Annotated in this window: 15 protein-coding genes; 5 read left to right on the top strand and 10 right to left on the bottom strand. The window is 41.6% G+C overall.

Annotated elements, in window-relative coordinates; translation table 11 throughout:
- Positions 1–165: 165 nt before the first annotated feature.
- The 4 genes from V7K73_RS11780 to V7K73_RS11765 form a co-directional block, all read right to left on the bottom strand.
- Positions 166–417, bottom strand: a complete 252-nt coding sequence (locus V7K73_RS11780) for a hypothetical protein (protein ID WP_334880088.1) — start codon at positions 415–417, stop codon at positions 166–168.
- Positions 418–419: 2 nt separating this feature from the next.
- Positions 420–1,292: a hypothetical protein gene (locus V7K73_RS11775; protein WP_334880086.1), complete on the bottom strand. Its 873-nt coding sequence runs from the start codon at positions 1,290–1,292 to the stop codon at positions 420–422.
- A gap of 166 nt (positions 1,293–1,458) precedes the next feature.
- Positions 1,459–2,235: an RNA polymerase sigma factor SigF gene (locus V7K73_RS11770; protein ID WP_334880084.1), complete on the bottom strand. Its 777-nt coding sequence runs from the start codon at positions 2,233–2,235 to the stop codon at positions 1,459–1,461.
- A 942-nt stretch (positions 2,236–3,177) separates the two neighbouring features.
- Positions 3,178–4,011, bottom strand: coding sequence for a photosystem II manganese-stabilizing polypeptide (locus V7K73_RS11765; protein WP_334880082.1), 834 nt, complete (start codon positions 4,009–4,011; stop codon positions 3,178–3,180).
- Between the two features lie 651 nt (positions 4,012–4,662).
- On the opposite strand from V7K73_RS11765, the gene V7K73_RS11760 reads away from it, so the two are divergent.
- Positions 4,663–5,010, top strand: a complete 348-nt coding sequence (locus V7K73_RS11760; RefSeq protein ID WP_334880080.1) for a hypothetical protein — start codon at positions 4,663–4,665, stop codon at positions 5,008–5,010.
- 433 nt (positions 5,011–5,443) lie between these two features.
- On the opposite strand, the gene V7K73_RS11755 is transcribed toward V7K73_RS11760, so the two are convergent.
- Both V7K73_RS11755 and V7K73_RS11750 read right to left on the bottom strand, forming a co-directional pair.
- On the bottom strand, positions 5,444–10,495 hold the full coding sequence (locus V7K73_RS11755) for an nSTAND1 domain-containing NTPase (protein WP_334880079.1): 5,052 nt from the start codon (positions 10,493–10,495) through the stop codon (positions 5,444–5,446).
- 94 nt (positions 10,496–10,589) lie between these two features.
- Positions 10,590–11,921: a P-loop NTPase fold protein gene (locus V7K73_RS11750; protein ID WP_334880077.1), complete on the bottom strand. Its 1,332-nt coding sequence runs from the start codon at positions 11,919–11,921 to the stop codon at positions 10,590–10,592.
- 1,014 nt (positions 11,922–12,935) lie between these two features.
- On the opposite strand from V7K73_RS11750, the gene V7K73_RS11745 reads away from it, so the two are divergent.
- The 3 genes from V7K73_RS11745 (at position 12,936) to ftsZ (ending at position 16,024) form a co-directional block, all read left to right on the top strand.
- Complete coding sequence (locus V7K73_RS11745) at positions 12,936–13,790, top strand: cell division protein FtsQ/DivIB (protein WP_334880075.1); 855 nt, start codon at positions 12,936–12,938, stop codon at positions 13,788–13,790.
- Between the two features lie 572 nt (positions 13,791–14,362).
- Positions 14,363–14,647 (top strand): hypothetical protein, encoded by a 285-nt coding sequence (locus V7K73_RS11740; protein ID WP_334880073.1) that lies wholly within the window; start codon positions 14,363–14,365, stop codon positions 14,645–14,647.
- A 60-nt stretch (positions 14,648–14,707) separates the two neighbouring features.
- Complete coding sequence (gene ftsZ, locus V7K73_RS11735) at positions 14,708–16,024, top strand: cell division protein FtsZ (protein ID WP_334880071.1); 1,317 nt, start codon at positions 14,708–14,710, stop codon at positions 16,022–16,024.
- 579 nt (positions 16,025–16,603) lie between these two features.
- Here the strand turns inward: ftsZ and gshB are convergent.
- The 4 genes from gshB to hflX form a co-directional block, all read right to left on the bottom strand.
- Positions 16,604–17,578 (bottom strand): glutathione synthase, encoded by a 975-nt coding sequence (gene gshB / locus V7K73_RS11730; RefSeq protein WP_334880069.1) that lies wholly within the window; start codon positions 17,576–17,578, stop codon positions 16,604–16,606.
- Positions 17,579–18,044: 466 nt separating this feature from the next.
- A complete protein-coding gene (gene grxC / locus V7K73_RS11725; RefSeq protein WP_334880067.1) occupies positions 18,045–18,317 on the bottom strand; it encodes a glutaredoxin 3 in 273 nt (90 codons plus the stop codon).
- A 452-nt stretch (positions 18,318–18,769) separates the two neighbouring features.
- Complete coding sequence (locus V7K73_RS11720) at positions 18,770–19,534, bottom strand: hypothetical protein (RefSeq protein WP_334880065.1); 765 nt, start codon at positions 19,532–19,534, stop codon at positions 18,770–18,772.
- A gap of 243 nt (positions 19,535–19,777) precedes the next feature.
- The gene (hflX, locus tag V7K73_RS11715; RefSeq protein WP_334880090.1) at positions 19,778–21,547 is read right to left on the bottom strand and encodes a GTPase HflX; all 1,770 of its coding nucleotides are present in this window, start codon (positions 21,545–21,547) and stop codon (positions 19,778–19,780) included.
- Between the two features lie 332 nt (positions 21,548–21,879).
- Here hflX and V7K73_RS11710 point away from each other — a divergent pair, with 332 nt between their 5' ends.
- Positions 21,880–22,014 carry a hypothetical protein gene (locus tag V7K73_RS11710; protein WP_334880064.1) on the top strand — a complete coding sequence of 45 codons (135 nt, stop codon included), beginning with the start codon at positions 21,880–21,882 and terminating at the stop codon, positions 22,012–22,014.
- Positions 22,015–22,286: the final 272 nt, after the last annotated feature.

The following is a 22,286-nucleotide window of genomic DNA, read 5'->3' as shown; positions in this document are numbered from 1 at the left end:
GGGAAGGGAGAGGCTGCCAACGGCAGCCTCTCCCTTCCCCATCGGAATGATTATCATTATTTTAGATGTATATTTTATTTTCTGGAAGTCCCTTAGTCATTTGTGAACAACAAAATTCCCGACTTTTTTGAAAAATCGGGAATCTAAAATTTCAATTTTCACAGATCAAATATGATTCATATAGCGATTTTGATAGTAAGCCAAAATTTGGTTAACTCGTTGCCGACTTTCTAAACCAGAGTTTGCTGTACAAGAGATAGACAAACCACCAATTTGACTTTGATTGTAATCAAACTCTTGGGATGACTGGGGAATTAAATCCACTTCTATCCCTTCGACTTGATGTAAATGAGCTGCTATCTCTCTATAGACAGCTAAAGGCAAACCAGCGAATTCAATTTTTTCTTTAGTCTCCATCTTTATGAAGCTCCACCATTAAAAGGATTTGAGGGGGGCGTTGTCCCTGAAATAGGATTGCCGGTAGCAGATGCAGCTGACGGCGTTGAATTAACAGGCCCTTCCCCTACCATTTTGGCAACTTCAATACCATATTGTTCCAGAATCACGATCGGGTTGTAGCCCTGATTCATTTCAATCCGTTTAATCAGTACGCCATTTGCTAATCGCTCTCCCGCCTGCACATAGCGACTCGTCGGCTCATCCGGTACTTTGATAATTGCTTGTGGTTCCTTACTAATTAGAATTACACCAGTCACAACAACTGCCTTTGCTAATTCAGGTTGTGCTGGCGGTGGCAATACAGATACTAAAGCTGGGTTGGGGACAACTTGAGGCAAAACCTTAGGTAAGACTGAAATCAAAGTACGATTGACTTTTTTAGCCAAAGTAGGATTGACTTTTTTTGGTACAGAAGCAATCTTATTTTTATTCTGATTTAAAGCTATGGTGCGTGTTGGAAGTTTTCGGACTGCTATCGATGGAGTAGGTAGCTTAGGTAACACGGGAACAGGTTTTCCAGATGTTTTAGGCATTCCAGGAACCGTCTGTCCGAAAAGTTGTGCAAATGGATCAGCCCGGTTTTTTGATACCTGAAGAAACCGTGCCCGCTCTGTAGCATTAGTGGATTGAATCAAGTTAGCAGATGCAGGCGTAACTTGTGAAACCTCTTTGGCAGGTATCACTGGATTCTTAAAGGATTGAGTCGTTGATGGCGATGCTGCTATCTTGGGAATTGGCGCAGGATTGAGCGCTTGTGGTGTATCTTCAGAAGCACATCCAGCGATCGCCAAAGTTAAAATAGCTGCAATTGTAATTTTTAAATTTCTGCCCATGAGCTGTTCTCAAAAGCCATTGGAAAATTGGAAAGTGCAAATTAACATGCCTGAAATTTGTATCAAAGGCAAAGTATGTTCCCGTTATAACCTAATTTTTTACATTTTTAGGGTTATTTTTAGCACTGCCTCCTGGGCAGAACTGCGGCTTGGTGTTTAGTTACAATCAATCTTCTGCCACACCCATAAGCTGCTTCATTGAATCCAGACCTTTTTTAACTCTACGGGAAACTGTTACGACACTGATTCCCAGATGTTCTGCAACTTGTTTTTGTGTTAAATCTTGTAAAAACACACATTCCAACACATCGCGGGTGCGTTGTTCTAGCTGAACCAATGCTTGTTGCAAACGAAGTTGGTCTTCTTGTACTAGTTGAAAGCTCCGATAGTGAGGATCTGGAACTAAATCTCCCAAACAGGTAGAGCCTTCTTCTCCATCTTGGATTGGTACATCAAGACTCAAGGGAGCGCGATTTACCCATGCTAATTTAATTTCTTGCCATTCGTTTGTAGAAATTTCTAGTGCTGTTGCTAATTCCAAGTCTGTTGGTTGGCGATTATGCTTTTCACGCCAAGAACGTGATACTCCTATTGCTTGCTGTTGCAGTGCTAACCACTTGCGAGGAATTCGCACGGTAACACCTTTATCTCGGAGATAGTGTTGAATTTCACCCCGAATATAGGGAAGAGCATAGGAACTAAAAGCATGTCCCTTGGAAAGTTCAAATTTTTCAATCGCCCTGATTAAACCCAAACATCCAACCTGGAGCAAATCATCGTAGGTTTCATGACATTGATTCGTCCAGTAGTGAGCTTCTTTTCTCACAAGTCCAAAATTTAGTTTTACCAGCTTATTGCGAATATTTTCTGACGGAAATTGCTGATATTCTCGCAACAACTGCCAAATTTCATGTTTCAGTTCATTGGTGGTTGTGGTAGGCATAGACGTTTGTTTATTAAGTAAATCAACAATTAATTTTTGTCTTTTAAACTCAGATGCGATGGCGTACCCACACTTTCCGGTGGCGATCGCACGAGATCAAAGATAATGTCGTACATGCCGGGAGCAAATTCTCTAGTAGATAACAACGTTTTTCTAAAGAAAATTCCATAGACTTGCTTGACAATCGAGCAAAGTTTAAATAAGCAAAATCGGTATTTAGTTGCTTATTGATCTTCGGTCTAATCTGTAGCTGTTTTTAGAACTACATAGAAATAAAATATAAAATTAGTTACCAAATATCAAACCGAGATTGTACTTAACTTTAAATAATTAATGCTGAAGCTAATTTCTATAAACAAAACAACAGTAGCCGGAATTTTATTAGATAAACAAAAGTTTGATTTACAGTAAAATTACGTGTTCATTAAACCGAAATCCATCCAATAATTAAAAATTACTAATATTTTTCCGAGAATAGTAAGTAAAATTACGCAAAAAAACCCCCAAAAGGTATCTTGCCCTTTGTTGGATTTAACGCAATACTGCGTAGGTTTTGAATATTAGTAGGTTGGGTTGAACATTCGATCTATTAGGACTTACGCATTAGGTACGAAATGTAGGGGCAATTCATGAATTGCCCCTACGAGAAATCAGGGCTTTCACTGCCTTGAAAGCGTAAGTCCTGTCTATGACAGTGGAAGTGCGTAGCTCTAGACCCAGCTTTCCGGTAAAAAACGCCTAAAAAAAGGTAGGGCTGTTTCATTCTTTAAAAGCCTCTTGAAAAGCTGGAACAAGGGAAGGAAGAATTTTTTTTCTTGTCTCCCCTTGAACCTTTGTCTCTTTTCGTCGCTCTAGTGCTTTTACAGGAATGAAACAGCCCTGAAAATCCGGGCAAAGTAGTTAACTTTTGCGATCGCTGATGCTTGCCTAACTCCAAAGAGTTTAGGTACGAGCCGGTTCAACCCGTGCAAAAAATAGACCGCGAATCTTAACTTCTTTAGGTTCGCCAGCACCTAAATCAGTATCAGATGGCTGTTCGCTCTCGAAAGTACCAGCAATTTCACCACTAGAACTATCGATTTTAGCGATTTGCAAAGAAATCTTGCCATTAAGAATTTCAGCACGCTTGACGTTAGTGCGGGTAAGTTCTTCATCATCCGCTTGGGCGGGGAGAGCCACGGCATTATCGTAGCCACTGACGACACCACGACCCTTTGGATCTAGGAAGGCAGCACCACGATAGGAAGGAACTTTGAAAGTGCCTTCAAAGTCCGTGGAGGTGTTAATACTGCTCAAACTGGGTTGGGTTTGAGCAACTAAGTTTTTGATGGTGAAGAGGAAAGGTACTCGCTCACCACCAGGAAGTTGCACAGTGATGGCTTGGAAGTCAAGACCATCAGTTTCGGTAAAGGTGAGGCTATTATCTGCGTTGATTTTTAGATCGCCTTGCACCTGGTCAATGGTGGAAGTGTATCTGGTCAACAATTTGCCAGCAACAAATTCTGCTTGTTGGCGTTTATTAGCAGGTTCTTCTTTGATAAAGAAGCTAGTTGGTTCTAAGCAAAGTTCTTTGATGGCATAAGACTGGCTAGAATCAATGGGAATGGAGCCACGGCTTGTTTCAGCTAGTTGGGGGCATTTGTTAGCCAAACCAGTGCCGCGAATTTGATCGTAAGTGAGTACATCTCTACTACTAGTAGCAGGAGCATCACTACAAGCAGTTATTAGCCCCAGGCACAAAGCCAAAAATGCAACAATTAAAGCGCGATACCTCATGGTCAACCTCAATCTCAAAAATTAATATCTAAGTTGTAAAACTGCATCGAAGCTTTGATTTTTGACGAGAAGGCATCCTTTATCGGACACTGCATTGCTCTTTCTTAGAGTTGAAACAAGTGTCCGGGCGTATAGGTTGGCTAGTCGCCACTCAAACTTTTCTCTGCTAAACGTACTTAAACGTGTCGCTGCTTCGCACTTTGCTCTTGCATATAGCAAAAGCGGCGTCGCCCAAGTCTTTTTGTATCATGTATGTGACGCTACTACATACAGCCCATTGTTTGATGGGTAAATCAGCCAGATCATACGATTTTTTTTAACTCAAAATCAAAGTACTCAAAATCCAAGAAAGTCTGATCCCGATCGCATCTAGCTGCCGTGGAGGCTATGGTAAAGGTTACTACGCTCTTTTACGAGCGATCGCAATTGCTTTTGATAAATATACAAATCTAGTTATATTCACCCTGACTCAAGGAAGGGGCAGGGGGCAGTTCTTGCTGGGGGATTCTAGATAAAAACTCATTTAGAAGCTAGAAGCCTACTTTAGAAGCCTACAGAAGGTTCATTTTCTAGAGGAACTATTGGCAAACTAGGGAAAATTAAAAATCTCCGGTAAATTTGAGTTGACCTCATTTATACGGAAAGGATGGCATGAACGATAAGAAAAATCTTGAATTAGGGGAGTTGTCCTGTAAACTGCAAGCGATCGCAACTGTGGTGGATGATGCAGTTCAAGGTTGTCAAAGCGATAGTGTAGCTCTGTTAGCTTTGCTTAGGCAATTGGAGCAGTTACACCGAGATATCCGGGATGGGGTTTTTCAAGAGAGTTTGCCTGTTAACCGTCGGCAACTCTACTCACTGCTGAAAGATATTGAGTCTGAGGGAGGCTGGCCTTATATTGAGCGCATGAGACTACAAGCCTTTTTAGCGAATTTGCCACAAGAGGCTCCCCCAGAAAATAATCATGAAGTTTTGGAGAGCGATGGCTCATGCGGCTGATCGTCTCGAAATAAATTTCTAGCTTTGAATTAACAACTCCCATCGCCTCATCAACCGCTAAACCAAGAGCGGTTGCCCATTGAGGCTTCAAGCTAATTCGTAATTCCTAATTCGTAATTCGTAATTAATAGGACTTACGCAAAAAACCTCTCAAACTCTTATTCCTCCGTGGACTCTGCGTCCTCTGTGGTTCGATTTTCCGTTACCTGTGCGTAAGTCCTGATTAAAAAGGGTTTGTACTAGTACAGCATTGCGGAAATAAACTACCCATTGTAAATCAACGAAACCATTATGCTGTATTCATTTTTAATTTTTAATTTTTAACGAACTTTGGGGGTTTAAGCCCCCTGTCTCTACAGGCAGCACGTTTTGATGCCTCAGCTAAATCCCCGTCACAAAACGTAATTACGAATTACGAATTACGAATTAATTTTTAATTCCGCCCTGCGGTACTAGTTATACCATCACAAAGAAGGCGATCGCGCTTTTCAAGATTGCGGTTGTGTTTGAGGTAATCGCCCACCCAGTCGCAACCACGAACAAGCAGATCATCAAGATGTAAATTCCACAGAATGATCGTGTTGTCATCACTGGCTGAGGCTAGGGTTTGACCATCTGGGCTAAAACTGACACTTAATACCGGAGCGCGATGCCCATTGAGACTTTTAATTAATTTGCCATCACGGCTCCAGAGTTTCACTGTACTGTCCCAACTGGCGGCGGCGAGCAATTCACCATTGGGACTGAAAGTCACGGCATTGACGCTATCGCTGTACCCCTTTAATAAGGTTTTTAACAAGGTACCATCCCGTCGCCACAATTTTACGGTATTATCCCAACTGGCAGAAGCCAGTAACTCGTCAGTGGGACTAAAGCTAACGCCTAACACCCAACTGTCATGGGGTGAAAAAGTTTTGAGCAAAGTACCATCCGGTTGCCACAGTTTCACAGTTTGGTCATCACTGGCGGAAGCTAAAATCTGACTATCAGGACTAAAATTTACATTATTTACCCAACCCTGATGCCCCACTAAGGTTTTGAGCAACTTGCCTTGACGGTTCCAAAGTTTCACTGTTTTATCTTTGCTAGCTGATGCCAAAAATTGACCATCGGGGCTGAAACTCACGCTCATCACACTATCAGTATGCCCGTGGAGAGTCATGATTAAAGTACCGTCAAGCCGCCAAAGTTTCACAGTTTTATCATAACTTCCTGAAGCTAGCATTTCACCTTTAGGGTCAAAACTGACACTAGGAACTTGATCTGTATGCCCCACTAAAGTTTTGTAAAGTCGGGTTTTGACCTCACCTCTACTGGTGTATCGTTGCCAAAGTTTGACAGTGCGATCGCGACTACCAGAAGCTAGCATCTGACCGTCGGGACTCCAAGCAACGCTCAAAACTCGCTTCCGATGCCCTTGAAGAATAGACGGTGTTGGAGCATCTAAACTCCATAGTTTCACGCTTTTGTCATAACTCGCTGAAGCTAGAAATTTATTATTTGGGCTGAAAGCGATGCTGACAACAGCATCGCTGTGTCCTTTGAAGGTTTTGAGTAAGGTGCCAGTGATACTCCAGAGATTTATGATATTGTCATCACCTGCGGAAGCTAACTTTTTACTATCGGAACTAAAGCTCAAACTCCAGACTGTACCGTTATGCTGCCGTAAAGTTTTGTAAGGAAAAAAATCAAAACCGTCTGTGCTGTTAATTTCCCGCCGCCAAAGTTTCACTGTCTTATCTCGACCTGTTGAGGCCAACAGTTTACCGTCTGGACTGAAAACAGCTACAACCACACCCTGCTGATGTCCCTGCAAAGTTTTAACGAGGCTACCGTCCCGTCGCCAGATTTTCACTGTTTTGTCGTCGCTGGCGGAGGCGATGAATTGACCATCGGCACTAAAGTTTACCCAGTTAACCCACCCTTGATGTCCTGTCAGTATTTTTACTAGGCTACCGTCTTTGCGCCAGAGTCTTACAGTTTTATCCTTACTGCCAGTAGCTAACAACTGGCCATCAGGGCTGAAATTAACGCTATAAACCCAATCTTTATGTCCTTTGAGGGTTTTATATGGCTTGGGGTCAAATTCACCTGTAACCTGGTTTTTGCGCCAGATTTGTACTGTTTTGTCGAGGCTGGCGGACGCTAGGGTTTGACCATCCGGGCTGAAACTTATACAGCTGACAGCATCAGTGTGACCTTTGAGGGTTTGGAGTAAGGTACCGTCAGGACGCCAAATTTTCACTGTCTGATCTCGGCTACCTGATGCTAGCAACTGACCATCTGGGCTAAAAGCTACTCCCCAGACAATATCAGCGTGTCCTTCTAGGCGGTTAGCCTCTGTTACCCCATAAACTGCTTGTTGGAGGGCTGTCACTACCCGCATTCGAGTATCTGGCTGCACTCCATTAGCCTGTTTAAGTTCTCTCCAAGCCCGCAAACTTTCTAATAGGGCATCAAATTCTTTATTAGAGGCAAATAAAGCTTCACTAGCAGCCGCGATCGCACTAATGTTCAAGTTGCTTTCACTGCGTTCGGCTCGTAGAGTTTGGCGGATTGCGGCTCTTTTTTGCAAGTCGGCTTGCCACCATAATGCTGCTATTGTTCCCCCCATGATTGCCAGCACTGCACCTGCTATTCGTGCTTCCCGCAGTCGCCGTTGCAATATCAAATTTAGCTGCTTTTGACTAAATTGTTGGGCAACTTCAGCTTGAGTTTTTTCCAGCTTGATTTTTTCTAATTCCGCGAGCATACCATAATTGTTTTTTTGGCGAATTGGTTCAACTAAATAATCGTGAACTAGCTGGTAGCGATCGCCTAACTCTTCTCTAACTCGCAACACCAAACCTGAACCCACCAATATTTCTAAAATCAGTTCCCCAACTGTGTCAAAGCTTGATATTGTATCTATATCATGATTATTAACTAATGCAGCCGCTAAATCAGCTTTAATTTTTAACGGTCGCGTTCCTTTTTCATCAGTTAACTCAAATAATAGTTTCCAAGTTAACTCTTCATTCTCCTGACCACAATCTTTAATAACCTCCCCAAGCCAGCGTTCTACCAACTTTGTCGAGCCGCCGCAAAGCTTATATTGTGCGAGTGTGGTAATGTTTTCTATTTGTAGTTGAGCGCCAACTATTTGTAATTCAATTGGATGTACTTCGTCTAGTTCTCCTGTTAAATCCTGGACTAATCGGTTAATTAATTCATCACTCAGTTCAGAATGGGAACGCTGAGTAAGACTATGAATTATGGCTTTAGCATCTTCGCTTGAGAATTTTCCTAGATAGTAGCGAATATCCTTATCAAGAATATTTTTATTAATTACGCCTAAATCATATAGACCAATACTATTTTTTTGGCTCAACCGTTCAAATTCTAGTAAATAATGTAAATAATCTTCTCTTAATGACAAAATAATTTTGACATAAGAAATGTTTAAGCATTCACTAAAAAATTGATAAAATTCTATTCTTTCTGTAGGAAGATTACTAATAAAGAAAAATTCTTCAAACTGGTCTAAGATGATAATTATTGTGTAATTGCGCTCGGTTGCTAACCGAATCTTTTCTAGGAGGATACTGGGTGTAGAGTCAAGATTAACCGATATTCCTGTGGGTGCCAGCACTTTATTTAGATTGCTTATCAAGACTGTAAGCCAATCAGTGTAAACAGACAAAACAATAGGTATAGGAATGCGTTCACCGATAACTTTACCTTTTAGTGCTGGGACTAAACCAGCTTTGAGAGTTGAACTTTTACCTACACCGGATGGGCCATAAATTACTGTGAGCTTGTAGTCTGCACGAGTAATTCTTTCAATCAAACGATTGACATCTTGCTGCCGTCCAGAAGCAGATATTTCTTGGGCAACTCCCTCAGCAATAAACGGTATTTTTTGAGGTTCTAATGCTGGGTTAATTTTAGAGTGTTGCGGCTGCAATTGGCTTGCTCCAATGAAAGCACGAAAGCCGTATTGATGTTCTATTTGAATTTTTTCTTGCTTGAGCTTAAAGGCTTCTGTATAGTCATGACGCTCAAAAAAGTAAAGCGATCGCAGTTCCTCTAAAATCTCTAAATAAAGAGATGGCTGATGTTGTAGCTCACAAACTACCCTCGCCCATTCCAAATTATTGATAGCCTCCTCTGGCTCACCTAGATGCCTCTGTGTCCGGGCGAGCAAGAGAAGATACCAACTTTCTTGTCGTCGTCTTCGCACAGCGTCTTGCAAAGAAGCTTGTGTTACTTCTTCGGAGATAGAAAGTGCTGTATTTGCTAATTCATGAGCCAGTACCCAATTCGACTGAGAAACTGCCACATTTGCCAAAAATCCATAATCTTGAGCAACTTGTGCAGGAATTCCATAGGTTTGATGTAGATGTAATGACTTTTGAGCTAATTCTTTTAAGTCATCCCAGGCTTGTAAACGTTGCAACATTTCACAAGCAGGCAAAATAAATTTAGCAACTAAGTCTTCTCTTTCTACCTCCTCCAATATTTTTAGGCATTGTTTAAACCACAACAGAGCATGTTCGCAATAGCTACTATTATTATTTTGGTGTAAGTCTGCCATTCGGTGATAACACAGCCCCAGATGGAATAGTACTATTGCTTGCTTCAGTAAAGATGAGGCAGGGCTAGGGTGAGGATATGAGAGGCGTAAAGAAGAATTAGTTTCCCATCCTGCTACTCTTTTTGTTTCCTGCTGCCACAATGCTAGGCTTCTTTGATAATTGGCTAAAGCACCATTAATTTGATCGTTGGCGTATTTATCTCGCCCTAAAACAAATTCTAAACTAGCTTCTAATCCTGGTGTTAATTGAAAGCTGTAAAGGCGCAGCAAATCATTACGGGCTGATTCTATTTCGTGGCGGTGTTGAGACTTAGGATCTAAATCTAGGGAGGCGTTAGATAAAAATGTTTCGGCACCTGCTTCTAAAACTTTGGCAAATAATGATTCTGCCTCTTGGTTGATCAAAGCAATTAAATCTGCTTTTGCCATTTCAAATTTAATCGTGGTTGCAGCCCAGCTTTTAAAATCAGGCGCTAATCTTGAAAGCAATGATGCAACTTCATCTTGTAGCCATAACACCACTGGAAATGGAAAAGTTGCGGCATAGATATCTCGCGCTTGGTTGATGCCTGTAAGTACGTTTTCCAGGTTGATAGTTGACTCAATACCGAAAACCATTACAGCAGATGGCAAAGAGTCTGTAAGGACAGCAGGATTATCTAAAGATAGTTCTGAGACTATTGTGTTGTGTAAGGAAGTCGTTGATGGATTCAGAACGATTTCTCTGAGATAGATATCTTTGGTGATGGAGCGAATATTTTCTAACATTTGCTCGCGTAATTGCCCATAGTTACACCGAACTAAAATTAGGGCAAATTGACCTTCAGAAAGTGCGATCGCTCTAACCAATCTTTGCAAAGTATGCTGATTTTCTTTTGTGTAGACTTGTAACTGCTTGTCAATATTCATTGGTTATTGGGCATTAGGAATGGGGAATGGGAAATTGGCATTAGTTATTAGTCCAATGGCAAAGGACAAAGGACTAATGACCCACCCAGCACTGTTACTTGTTTTTTTGCCAAGCTAAAACTTTTTCTGTTTCTGCTAACGCTGGACTGATGCCGAACCAGCGCCCCAAAGGATCGCGATATTCAAACAGATACATGCTTCTTAGTAAGCTCTGATAGTCAGACTCACCTTTAACTCTCTGCTGCTGCACGACTTCAAACAATAATTCCCACTGGGATTCATCAATAGCTAATAGCAAATCGTCGCGGTAGTCCTTAATCACGGCTTCTAAACAGTCCCTAGAAAAAGGCGGATCTTGTCGTTGCAGGCAGCTATAAAGTAAACCTAATAAATTACGAATGTGACCACCACTAACGCGACATAGACGATCCAAGGTTTGGGAGTGATCGAATAATTCTGTAATCAATAAAAACCTTTCACTCAAAGGAACTTCTGGAAAAGCTCTAGCTAGAACTAACTGGCGCACTAGTGACATCCCTGGTTCGTAGTCACTGGTATCTCTTTGGCGCACTAATACCATCGGTAATACTTTTGGCGCAATCCCCCCCCCCAGGCGATTTTTTAGTGTCTCGTACTCATTGGAAAAAATTAACGTTAGGGGAATGGTGTAAACTAGGTGGCATTTGAGTCGGCGTAGCTGTTCGCCTCGGTCGATAAAAAGATATTCTGGTTGCGATCGCCCCGATGCTAAGGGACGCATATCCACTCGATCCAAATTATCTACAATTACTACCAATCCTTTTTGACCCCGCTGCTTTAGCTGTTCGACAGCCTTTTCTAAAATTTCTTCGTTAATCGCTTGCAAAATACTATTAGTACGTGGTTCCAGATATTGCCTTAGTTGATTCCGCATCTGGGTGCTATCTTTGGTTTTAGCGGTAATTTTGGCAATACCCAACGACAACTCTGCTTGTCCAGAAAGCTCTATGGGGGTTTGCAAAAAATCGCCTACTTCTTTAAATAAATTGGTAAAGTAACCAGGTTTGAGTTTAATGCTAATGCCTTCTAAACTGGCACTGACTTGACGGGCTACACTCAGCAAAATATCGCTGATATCAATATCCGCCATATCTAAGTCTTGACTGGACTCAAAGTAAACTACATGAAATCCCGCCAATTCTAGTTCTGTCTTGAGGCGCTGCAATTCCGTTGACTTCCCGCAGCCAATGTGACCTGTAAATAACTGGCAGGTTGGCTCATCAGGAGAAATCCGAACGATAGTCCGTTGCAATTCTTCGACAATCTTGCAACCACGGACATCAGCAAAATCTATGTAATACTGGCGATCTAGCACGTTACTTATATTAAGTGTGTAGCTTGGGTTACATGCTTTATAAAAACGTGACAAATTTAATGTCGTTTTCATGTATGTAGATGTGTGTAGATGTATGTGTCGATGCAATTAACTTGTATTTTTTATACAAAAAATCTCTAGCCTGGATGTAGGCACAGGATTACTTCGCAAGTTGGTAGTATCTTGCAAAAGACAGCACTTATTACAAATCGCTGTCAGTAGTATGGTAGAGATTTAGTTGACCCTAGTACCGCAAGCCAGAAGTCACGCATTCATGCATAATTGTATTCCGGGCTTCTTGGGTATGTTTATTTACGCGCCATCTGTACTAGTAAACTTAAGCATATCTGTCCTTTTTACTCCTGCTATTGAGATTTTGACAATCTGTAGCTTTTGTTTGACCTGGCACAAACCTTGTAGGCTTGAGTTAATCAGTCAAAAAGCTACTAGATTATATAGTTCCCAATTTGTATAGCTAATGATAAGGACTGGTATGAATTATAGCAAGCTATACAGAGATATAGAAACCTTTTTCATATCATTTTATGTTTTTTTTGTCAAGGAAATATTAGGAATATCTAAATTAATATTTTGTAATCTTTAAAGACAAAATATTTGACGATCGCTTGTCGAAAAGACAACAGTAAGTTAAAAATGGACACCGGAAACTTTAATTGGAAGGATAACTAAGGCCACGTTCGTTGTGTAGTTAATGTAAAGTGTTACTAAAAATAAAAAAAGTTTTGAGGAGAGCGGCTAACAGATGCCGATAGTGTTTACTGAGATGAATAATAACTTGTAAGTAGGTCAAATTAAATATAAAATCTCATCCTACCTCCGGCTTCCCTCTTTGATGCTTTGGAGAGGGATTGAGGGTGAGGTTTGATCTTATGTTTAATTATGCCTACTTACTTAAGTTAGTGGGTGCAAATAATCATTACTGGCTCGTAGTTGTGCTTTAGCGCTAAAGCGCAACTACTAGCCAAATACAGAGATTTTACTTTTCGTTACATAGTTTGGTTTTATCTTGTCTACCTACTTATAAGCGCGTCAAGGAATTTGGATTGTAACCAGAAAGGGGTTTGAATGGCTGGCATAATATCAGTTTCCCGCACCGATCTAGCCCAGCGTCGTAAGAAATTACGTCGAGAGAGGCAGATGAGAATTATTCAAGCTATTTGGCGAACTTTTGCCATTACCAGTTTTGCGGGTGGATTGCTCTGGCTGGCAGTCCAACCAGTGTGGGTGCTAAAAAGTTCCAAACAAGTAGCGATCAAATCAGGCAATCAGTCCCTGTCGGATGAGACAACTCAATCACTGTTGGTGCTATCTTACCCCCAATCTTTGTGGCGGATTGAACCGGGAGCGATCGCTAACTCTTTGAAGAAACAACCAACTATTGCCGAAGCTATCGTTAGACGCCGCTTGTTTCCTCCTGGATTAAACATCGAAATCCAAGAACGAGTTCCTGTAGCCGTGACTCAAACACCAAGTGGGCAAAATCAAGGCGCTGGCAACAAAAAAGTCACAATCGGCTTACTAGATGCAAGCGGGGCCTGGATGCCTTTAGAAAAATATACATCACTCAATCCCACTAAGAAATTACCCAACCTCAGAGTCATTGGCTTGCCCAAACAATACTGTCTCTATTGGACTCAACTTCATCAAGCTGTAAGCCAAAGTCCGGTAAAAGTGATGGAAATTGATTGCCAAAATCCAACGAATTTAATTTTGAAAACAGAACTAGGAAATGTGCATCTCGGCGTTCCAGGTCCCCAGTTGTCTGAACAAATTAAAGTACTCGCCCAAATGCGCCCTTTAACAGCAAAACTCAATTCCGGCCAAATAGAGTATATTGATCTGAAAAATCCCGAATTTCCATTAGTACAGATGAACCAAAAAGAACAAAAATTAACTTCCAAAACCCCTAAAAACATCTAGCGTGTTTAATGTATTGATAGCTCCTAGTAGATTAAGAAGCTTTATGCTGATAAATATATTTATTATTTTCAGTTTTCGAGCAAACCGCACGAAAATCGGCATTAACTTCTAATTAAAATGAGAAGATAAATCCTAAAATCTCTATTACGAGTAAAACACTTTCAATTATGACCCCTAACATCTAATAGTAGGGTGCAAAATGTCCGACAATCTAATGATGGGCGATGGCGTGCAAAACGCCTTCTATTCCAAAAACAGTTTACCTTTATTTTCAATCTGTAAAGGAAAATGCCGCCCAAAGTTGCGTAAGCATTGTTTCTGGGCAATCAGTTTAGACTATTCTGTACTGTAATTCCTATTGGGTTACGAAACCTCTGGAAAAATCTTGATTTGTTGACCACAGTAGTGAGAGTTCTTGTAAGATAGACTATTGCTCAAGCAAAGTGTCCATTAAGACCCCCCAAACAACAAATTAATCAGGTATAGTCTGACAAGTAAATTCTTGCTTACTTCAACCTTAGGGATAAGTAAGTATAAGGTAAATTTTGTGTCTAAAGTTGCAGCTATCCGTAATGGTGAAATCTATTAACAATATTATTGAGGTAGATAAGATGCGCTATGGTGTGTTTTTACAAGTTCTGCCCTCTACTGAGAATAATCAAGCAAAGAATGTCTCTTTGATGTTATACATCTCACTTTTAGATAAATATAGGTATACTTCTCTAGAATTGGCTGTGCGATCGGTTGCCCTGAAAGCTCATCCCATAGCAAATTTTCGCACTGCCAATTCTGTTAGGCTTGGCAGTAGTGAAAACAATAAAGAACAATGCCCTAGTATTGTGGCATTGTCAAACTAAAGTTGACTCTTAGGTGAATAACACCTGAAAAAGTCGTTTATCTACCCTTTGACAAATCCAATGACACTTGATAATAACCAAGGACTTAACTATAAAAATTCCCAATCTACGGGACAGCCGGGGTTCTCTCTGGCAGTTAACTCGACTAATCCCTTTAATAACTCTGGGTTGAACTTCGGACAAAATCACGATAGTAAGAAGATTTCTCCAGAAAATAGCCGAATTGGCGAGATTGTTCCTGGCCGGGTTGCCAACATAAAAGTGATTGGTGTAGGTGGTGGCGGTGGCAATGCCGTTAACCGCATGATCGAATCTGATGTCTCTGGGGTAGAGTTTTGGTCAATTAACACTGATGCCCAAGCTCTTACCTTAGCTGGCGCTCCCAGTAGATTGCAAATTGGACAGAAGCTAACACGGGGTTTAGGAGCCGGTGGTAATCCTGCCATCGGTCAAAAGGCAGCTGAGGAATCACGAGATGAAATTGCTACAGCTTTGGAGGGTGCAGACCTAGTATTTATCACTGCTGGGATGGGGGGTGGCACTGGGACAGGTGCAGCGCCGATAGTGGCAGAAGTAGCAAAAGAAATGGGCGCTCTGACTGTTGGTGTCGTCACACGTCCATTTGTCTTTGAAGGTCGCCGCCGTACCAGCCAAGCCGAAGAAGGTATTCAAGGACTAAAAAGTAGAGTAGATACACTGATCATTATCCCCAACAACAAACTGTTGGAAGTGATCCCCGAACAAACACCTGTGCAAGAAGCTTTTCGTTATGCAGATGATGTGCTGCGTCAAGGGGTGCAAGGTATTTCTGATATCATCACAATCCCCGGTTTGGTAAACGTTGACTTTGCTGATGTCCGCGCTGTGATGGCAGATGCGGGATCGGCATTGATGGGAATTGGCGTTAGCTCTGGAAAATCTAGAGCCAGAGAAGCTGCGATCGCAGCTATTTCTTCACCTTTACTAGAATGTTCTATTGAAGGTGCTAGAGGCGTTGTCTTTAATATTACGGGTGGTACTGACCTGACTTTGCATGAAGTGAATGCAGCCGCAGAAGCAATCTATGAAGTAGTTGATCCCAACGCCAATATTATTTTTGGGGCTGTAATTGATGACAGACTCCAAGGCGAGGTAAGAATTACTGTAATTGCCACCGGATTTACAGGTGAAGTGCAAGCTGCGGTACAACAAACCGTTGCTAACGTTCGAGTAGCACCTAATACCTCGAAGCGACCAACAACACAGCAACCAGCAGTTAATCCCCCAACCTCAACTCCAACTTCAACTCCAACTCCAACTCCAATTCCCGAACCAAAAGAAAAACCTGGATTGGATATACCTGATTTTCTTCAAAAACGACGTACACCACGGAATTAAAAGATTTTGGATTTGAGGTTTTAGATTAAATTAGCAGTCTCAGGTAAGGCTGAGTGCTGTATAAAATCTGCTAGTTTCAGGGTTTTACTAAGGGCAGGGGTAAGCAATCTGTTGCCATCCCCGATCTTGCTAATGGGTAAAAAACTCGTTAACGCTACTTTATAAAAATAGAATGAACTTGGGCAGGAGTCTGCTGGCTCACATGTCCAGCTATTCTTTTAGAAGAAATAAAGAAGAATACCTGCCCAACTACAGATGCGAAACTGATAGCCCGTCGTAGTCATCGCTACATCTACCCCCGCGTTTCCTTAAACTCACATACAGTAAGACTAAGTATGTTTATTTAGATTACTTTGCGTGGGTAATTTGCCTACACAAGCGCCCGAAGGAAGTCTGTTTCTGGGAAAATATAGCAAGGAGTTCTCATTTGCATGAAGTACATTTTTAAAACTCACTCCCAACCTCTCTCCTTGGCAAGGACAGAAAAGTGTTTGTGTAAGCAAATACTGGGTGAGGTTCAGACTGTATTGCATCCAAGTGAGAACTGCTATAGGACACGAAGCAAAAAATAATTTACATTTATTTTTTGCTTTTTATTGTCTGTTCAATCCATTGAATAACCTGATGACCAAGGTGAGTCCCATCTAGGCGATCAATCTCACGAATTCCAGTAGGACTAGTGACGTTAACCTCAGTTAGGTAGCCACCAATAACATCAATACCGACAAAAATTAAGCCGTCTTGACGTAAGCGTTCGGCTACTTGAGTACAAATTTCATCCTCTCTTGGGGTGATTTCGGTTTGAGCGACTGTGCCACCAGTAGCCATATTATTGCGAAAATCAGTTCCGCTAGAGAGGCGATTGAGCGCACCAATTGGTTCGCCATTGAGTAGGATAATTCGCTTATCTCCTGCTTTTGCTTCCGGTAAATAGGTTTGCACCATTACAGGCACTCGACCTTGGAGGGTACTAAGTTCGACAATCGAGTTAAAATTGCGATCGCCTGATTGCAAAAATAAAATTCCTTCCCCAGCTTTGTTACCCAGTGGTTTGAGAACCGTAGCTTCCTTTGCTTCGACAAATTGTCGGATAAACTGCTTATCAGCACTGACAATCGTTTCTGGAATCGCTTTAGTAAACTGGAGGGCGTACATTTTTTCATTTGCCCCTCGGATGCCGCTAGGACTATTAATCAGCAGGGTTTTATTTTGGTCAATGTAATCTAGAATGTAAGTGGCATAGAGGTAGGAATCATTTACAGGTGGATCTGTCCGCATAAATACGGCGTCCATTGTCTCTAAAGAAGTTAAGCAGGAATCGCTCAACTTATACCAAGGATTCACCGCTACCCAGCGTCCCTCCACCAACTGCACTGGTACAAGTTCGACTCGCTGTAGGACAGCCCAAGCTTTGCTCTCCACTACACTCAGCAAATTTGCCTGAGTCACCCAAACTTCGTGTCCCAGGATTTGGGCTGCTTCAATTAGGGCAACACTGGTATCATGACACGGGTCAAGCAGATGGATGGGATCAATGATAAAAGCCAGTTTCACCCTTTATACCTCAATCACCAAGAAATTAAATGGTTATTCAATTATTATCTCTTGATGCTCTCACCAATTGACGTATATACAGCAGAATTCAGAATACATAATACAGAATTCAGGAATAAAACACGCTTTATACCTGGGTAACAGACTTAGAAATAAGAATTAAATAACATACAATTTATGTCCGACAGCTTACCTCACCCTCAATCCCTTTCCGATATATGGAGAGGGATTGAGATAATTGATGAAGTTTTGCATTTTATTTAATTCACGTTCCTTAGCTTGTGTACCTCACTTTGCTTAAAATCGGCTGTATGTACTGCTAAGTGGAACCTGGCGGGTAAAGTCTTGTGGACAGATATCACTTTTGTGAGAAAAAAGTCTCTAAACAAGGCAGCGCGTAGCTCTCCATTGTAGCGACTGCCGTGTGTAGCGGCTTGTCGCTAGCTTCTAGCAATATGTTCTGAAACTACACACTCTTGCTAGAAGTTAGTAGCTCATCTAGCTTGCCTTGACTGTCTAAAGCGTGGATATCATCACAACCACCAATATGATCGTCATTGATGAAAATTTGCGGTAAAGAACGGCGTCCATTTGCTCTTTGAGCCATTTTATTTCTAGCTGTCTCATCTCCATCAATGCTGTATTCAATAAATTCAACTCCCTTGTTCTTCAGCAAACTTTTGGCACGAATGCAAAACGGGCAAGTTCTCCAAGTGTAAATTTCTACTTTTGCGGCCATAATGTCCTTAAATTAATGTCATACATTCTTAATTTTAGAATGTTGGTACTAACTGTAGCTTCATTATCATACTTTTGCTCAAACCATATAGAAATTTTTTATGTATTAACTAACCGATTTTATAAGTAAGTAGGTCAAATTAAATATAAAACCTCACCCTGCCTCCGGCTGACCCCGACAATAATAAGGAGAGGGATTGAGGGTGAGGTTTTATCTTATATTTAACAAAGTTTGGGGCCAGTATTGAGGCTTACTTAAGTCAAAAATTACTACTAAGTAAGTGGGCGCAAATAATCATCACTGGTTCGTAGTTGCGCTTTAGCGCTAAAGCGCAACTACGAGCCAAATACAGAGATTTTACTTTTCGTTATATAGTTTGGTTTTATCTTGTCTACCTACTTATACAAGTAACGCGTGGTGAAGTACCTCTGTGCTTCACCACCCAAATTGAATCAGCAATGTTGCTGACTTTTATGCAGACTGTTTCTTTTTTTGATAAGTCCCAAAGCACCCAGAGCAAATAAAGCTAGAGCAACTGTTGTCTTTGGTTCAGGGACATATTTAGGTTTAGGTGGAGCCTGATAATAAGAACTCGCCCCTACCCAGATTGAATTAGCACCAGATTCTCCTGGGTTATTACCGTAATTTCCTATGTGAACTGCCGCGTATATTTGATTTAGAGTATCTTGAGAATTAAAGTATGCTGCATTGAGATCAAAATTATTCACTGAAATTGTGGCGGTGAAGCCATCATTGGTTGGGCCAGTTGATGATGGGTTAATTTCTAAATCTAATTGACCTTGATAGCCACCTGGTTTTTGCTGGTTTTCCTTTACTGTAATGGGGTTACTGCCCATAGCGTAAGGTGAAGCTGCCGATATTTGAAACAAAGTATTGTTATTAAATTTGGTGTCGTCGTAATTCAAATCAAATGTTTGAATTTTATTCTTGTTTGTTCCTGCTAGGTCGATGACAACATCTACTTTTTTTGCATCAGTCGCATTGTCCTTAATGGTAAGCGTTCCAAAAGATGTGTCTACTTTAGCACAGGTATTTCCACCAGAATAAGTTTTTGTACCTACAGTTCCCGATATAACGCAATCCAGATTATATGTAAAAGAAGCAGCATTTGCGGGGGAAAAAGCAGAGGATGATATTATAACGGCAGTTGCAGCTAAAAAGGATGGTACTGCTGAAGCTGAAAAGAGATTTTTCATGTTAATTGATAAATTAAATAGAATCGCAATAGTTAGTTGTTACGATGGAAATTTGCTGCTTGCCAGCCATCAAAGTCAAAAGCGCTCAAGAAAAAGCCTTACATCACTCTAAACACTGAGCGACAGGTTGTCTATAATACATGATTCATCTTTAAAGATACTTTATTTTAAGCTTTATACACAGAAAAAGCCCAGTAACAATACTGAGCTTTCTAAAATCAAAAGCCGTATTAATTTTTACATCTATCTACTGTCAACTGCGTATTCAATTAGCTTGGCAAGACGCTGACGTAAGGTTTCTAATCCCAAACGCTGACTCGCAGAAATAAACACCGCTAAAGGAAATTCTTCTCTAGCTAAAGCTAGTGTCTCGCTATTGGCTTGATCAATCTTGTTAAAAACAACCAGCGCTGGGCCTGGAGTTATTGGCATTTGCGCCAAGATTTCTCTAACTGAGCGAATATGGCGTAACCAAGCGGGGTGAGACAAATCGACCAAATGTAGTAGGGCATCGGCTTCTGTGACTTCTTCCAAGGTGGCGCGGAAGGCATCCATTAACGATGCAGGTAGTTCATGTATAAACCCTACCGTATCTGTAATCAGAATTTCTTGAGGTTTATCAGCTTCGCCATGAGGAATTACCAGGCGGCGAGTAGTAGGATCGAGAGTGGCAAATAGCTGGTCGGCTGTATAAACTTCTGCATTCGTGAGAGCATTCAATAAGGTGGACTTGCCAGCGTTAGTATATCCAACCAAAGCCACTGAGGGAACTTCTTCATGCTGTCGTCGCTGCCGTAACCGCGAACGATGCGCCTGTAACTGGGTCACTTCTTTTTGCAGTCGGGAAATGCGCTGCCCAATGGCACGGCGTTCTGTTTCTAGTTTGGTTTCACCAGGGCCACGAGTCCCAATACCACCACCCAATCGGGACATGGTGCGACCTCTACCAGCGAGTCGCGGCTGCATGTATTCTAACTGTGCTAGTTCTACTTGCAATTTACCAGCTCGGGACTGAGCGCGTTGAGCAAAGATATCCAAAATTACTTCGGTGCGGTCAACCACCCGGATACCAATTTGCATTTCTAAATTGCGGACTTGGGAGGGTGAGAGGTCGCGGTCGAAGACGACGAGATTAACTCCTAGTGTTTGGGCGGTTAGGGCAATTTCTTGAACTTTACCTTCGCCAACTACTGTTTGAGGATGAATGCGCGATCGCTTTTGTTGTATTGTCTGTAATACATCTCCCCCAGCTGTATCAACTAAACGTGCCAATTCTACTAGGGTGTCTTGGAATTGTAGGGGAGTTATTTCACTGGTCATCAGCCCGACAATTAGCACGCGATCGTGGTCAGAATCTACTTCCTGGGCGATAAATTCCCGTTGAAATTCTGCTTCCAGGTTTTCTACCAAGTCTACTAAATCCTGGTCTGCCAGTTCATCCAAGCTTAGAGGTGGCGATATATTCCAACTTGGGGATTGGATTTGTTTACAGTGAGCGAAGCCGAATTGGCTTTCCTCTACTTTGACAGCAGCAGGACTAGGAATCAGAGTGCGAGACTCTTGGGGTGTCAGATGAGCTAGATAAGCTTCTTTGACATAACCAGTCGCACCACCTCCCCGTCGTGTAAATCCAGTTCCGGTAATGTTTAGGACAACTAGGGCATCTAAGCGTTGCAGTGCCATAGTCGTGAGTGCCGCCTCATTTGGCGGTTCTGCTTTGAGATGGGTGGCGATGCAACGAATACCACTGAGTCGTTCTGCACCATAACGGGGCAATTCCATCAGTGGTATTTGTGTTTGACGCGGTGTGCCTACCCCGACCCGAATCACTTGTCCGCGACGGTTGATGTAGGCGCACACAGGCTGATTTACTTCTGTGCTAATTGCTGCCAGCCGCTGGGAGAACTCGGATGTGGTGATGCGATCGCTCGGTATACGCTGGTGATACAGCCTCTGTAGTTGTTTCAGCTGGCTGGACTTCAGACCTTGGAGATTTCCAAAAATAGTTTCTATAGGCGTTTATGACCAGTTAAATGGCCCCCCGAATCCTTATATGTCTATTTTATAACAGGGTTTAGGCTCCTATCTCTCTCCTTTGAAGGATGCGTTGTGAATTAGTTGGTGGAGGGTATTGATTTATCGCCATCAGTCCCTTTTGTTTCAATATCCTTGGGAAACAACCAAGTCGCTTCCCCCTGGAGCTTTTTTATAAGTTATCAACACCAAATCAAATCCTAAACCTGCTTCTCTTAATTTTTCTAGTTATTGTGCAATATTTTTCTTAAGTATTATTGTCTCGTTTTGTGTTTCGGCAATATCTAAAATAATATTTGTCAAATCGGCTTTTGAATAAAAATATAAAACAAAACAAATTCTACATCTGTAAAATTTTATATGACACAGCAATAGCGATCGCCACTAATCACCATAGTTATCATACTTGCGATCGGCGTGCTAATCTATCAAGTCCTGCTCAATAGAGGATTCTGACTCAAATATTATTAGGACTTACGCATTAACTACTAAACATAGGGACAATTCATGAATTGCCCCTACGGGAAATCAAGGCTTTCACTGCCTTTTTACCTCAGTCCTGATTCTGTTAAATTTGTACCTTCTGAATGACCCTCTTCAACCTATAGCAGGAGTGTAATTTTCCTTGAGGGGATACAAAATCCCCTGAAATGCCTACAGGTTAAAGAATGTGGCAATTTATGGTAAAACAAAAAGAGCCTCAATTCGCAATAAACTT

Origin of the sequence: Nostoc sp. (genome assembly GCF_036916975.1) — a bacterium.
Classification (GTDB): domain Bacteria; phylum Cyanobacteriota; class Cyanobacteriia; order Cyanobacteriales; family Nostocaceae; genus Nostoc.
Note: the sequence above shows the minus strand (reverse complement) of the source record. Positions and strands in the feature narration are given on the sequence as shown.

Excerpts from the sequence above, each read along its gene's own strand:
- V7K73_RS11780 (WP_334880088.1), bottom strand. The coding sequence starts at position 417 with ATGGAGACTAAAGAAAAAATTGAATTCGCTGGTTTGCCTTTAGCTGTC.
- V7K73_RS11775 (WP_334880086.1), bottom strand. The coding sequence starts at position 1,292 with ATGGGCAGAAATTTAAAAATTACAATTGCAGCTATTTTAACTTTGGCG.
- V7K73_RS11770 (WP_334880084.1), bottom strand. The coding sequence starts at position 2,235 with ATGCCTACCACAACCACCAATGAACTGAAACATGAAATTTGGCAGTTG.
- V7K73_RS11765 (WP_334880082.1), bottom strand. The coding sequence starts at position 4,011 with ATGAGGTATCGCGCTTTAATTGTTGCATTTTTGGCTTTGTGCCTGGGG.
- V7K73_RS11760 (WP_334880080.1), top strand. The coding sequence starts at position 4,663 with ATGAACGATAAGAAAAATCTTGAATTAGGGGAGTTGTCCTGTAAACTG.
- V7K73_RS11755 (WP_334880079.1), bottom strand. The coding sequence starts at position 10,495 with ATGAATATTGACAAGCAGTTACAAGTCTACACAAAAGAAAATCAGCAT.
- V7K73_RS11750 (WP_334880077.1), bottom strand. The coding sequence starts at position 11,921 with ATGAAAACGACATTAAATTTGTCACGTTTTTATAAAGCATGTAACCCA.
- V7K73_RS11745 (WP_334880075.1), top strand. The coding sequence starts at position 12,936 with ATGGCTGGCATAATATCAGTTTCCCGCACCGATCTAGCCCAGCGTCGT.
- V7K73_RS11740 (WP_334880073.1), top strand. The coding sequence starts at position 14,363 with ATGGTGAAATCTATTAACAATATTATTGAGGTAGATAAGATGCGCTAT.
- ftsZ (WP_334880071.1), top strand. The coding sequence starts at position 14,708 with ATGACACTTGATAATAACCAAGGACTTAACTATAAAAATTCCCAATCT.
- grxC (WP_334880067.1), bottom strand. The coding sequence starts at position 18,317 with ATGGCCGCAAAAGTAGAAATTTACACTTGGAGAACTTGCCCGTTTTGC.
- V7K73_RS11720 (WP_334880065.1), bottom strand. The coding sequence starts at position 19,534 with ATGAAAAATCTCTTTTCAGCTTCAGCAGTACCATCCTTTTTAGCTGCA.